This window comes from Leucobacter soli, from assembly GCF_042659205.1.
GTDB classification, from domain to species: domain Bacteria; phylum Actinomycetota; class Actinomycetes; order Actinomycetales; family Microbacteriaceae; genus Leucobacter; species Leucobacter soli.
The window spans coordinates 1-723 of sequence record NZ_JBHSRW010000461.1; the positions used below are offsets into that span (position 1 = coordinate 1).

A 723-nucleotide genomic window follows, 5' to 3' on the forward strand; every position below is an offset into this window, starting at 1 on the left:
GCCGGCACGCGCGGAAGCCGGCGGCGACGCACGCCGCCGCGCTCGCGAAGAAGCGACAGTTCTCGCGCCGCGGTTTGCGCGCCGGGCAGGACGGCCGGCAGTAGATCCCCGTGCTCGCGACGCCGAGGTAGATGCGGCCGTCCCAGCGCGCATCGCGACCGGAGATCGCCCGGTAGCACGCGTCGAAGTCGTACGCGTGCGGGTCCGACGCGGATCGGTGCGGCGCGGATCGGTCCGGCGCGAGCGGAACCTCTGGAGGAGTCACGGTCCCATTCTGGCCGTGCCGACTGCGCTGTGCACGCGGTTTTCGGACATCGCGCTGCCGGCGGACTCGCTGGCCGGATCCTGCAGGAGACGCGGACGGTCAGAGGGTCGCGTACGCCGCCTCGATCTCTGCCTGCAGTTCACCGACCGAGCCGGGTGCTGCGGCGATGAGCATCGGTTCGCCGGGCGCGTCGTGGCCGCGCCCGAGAAGCGCGGCACCGGCCTCGTGGGCGATCAGGGCGCCGGCCGCATAGTCCCAGGGCTGCAGGCCGCGCTCATAGTAGGCGTCAATCCGGCCTGCCGCGAGGAAGCAGAGGTCGGCTGCCGCTGAACCGATGCGTCGGATGTCGCGCACGCGCGGGATCAGCCGCTGCACGACCGCAGCCTGCTCGGTGCGGCGCTCGACCGTGTAGCCGAAGCCCGTCGCGACGAGCGCGGACCCGAGCGGGGTCTCGGCCG

General features: G+C 73.2%; 2 protein-coding genes. Both read right to left on the reverse strand.

Annotation, left to right across the window (positions count from 1 at the left end; translation table 11 throughout):
- Nucleotides 1-265 (reverse strand): Ada metal-binding domain-containing protein (locus ACFPZL_RS13940; RefSeq protein ID WP_382336002.1); only part of this gene is annotated, 265 nt, incomplete at its 3' end.
- Nucleotides 266-364: 99 nt separating this feature from the next.
- Nucleotides 365-723, reverse strand: a 359-nt coding sequence (locus ACFPZL_RS13945; protein WP_382336004.1) for an inositol monophosphatase family protein, incomplete at its 5' end; no start/stop codon positions are given.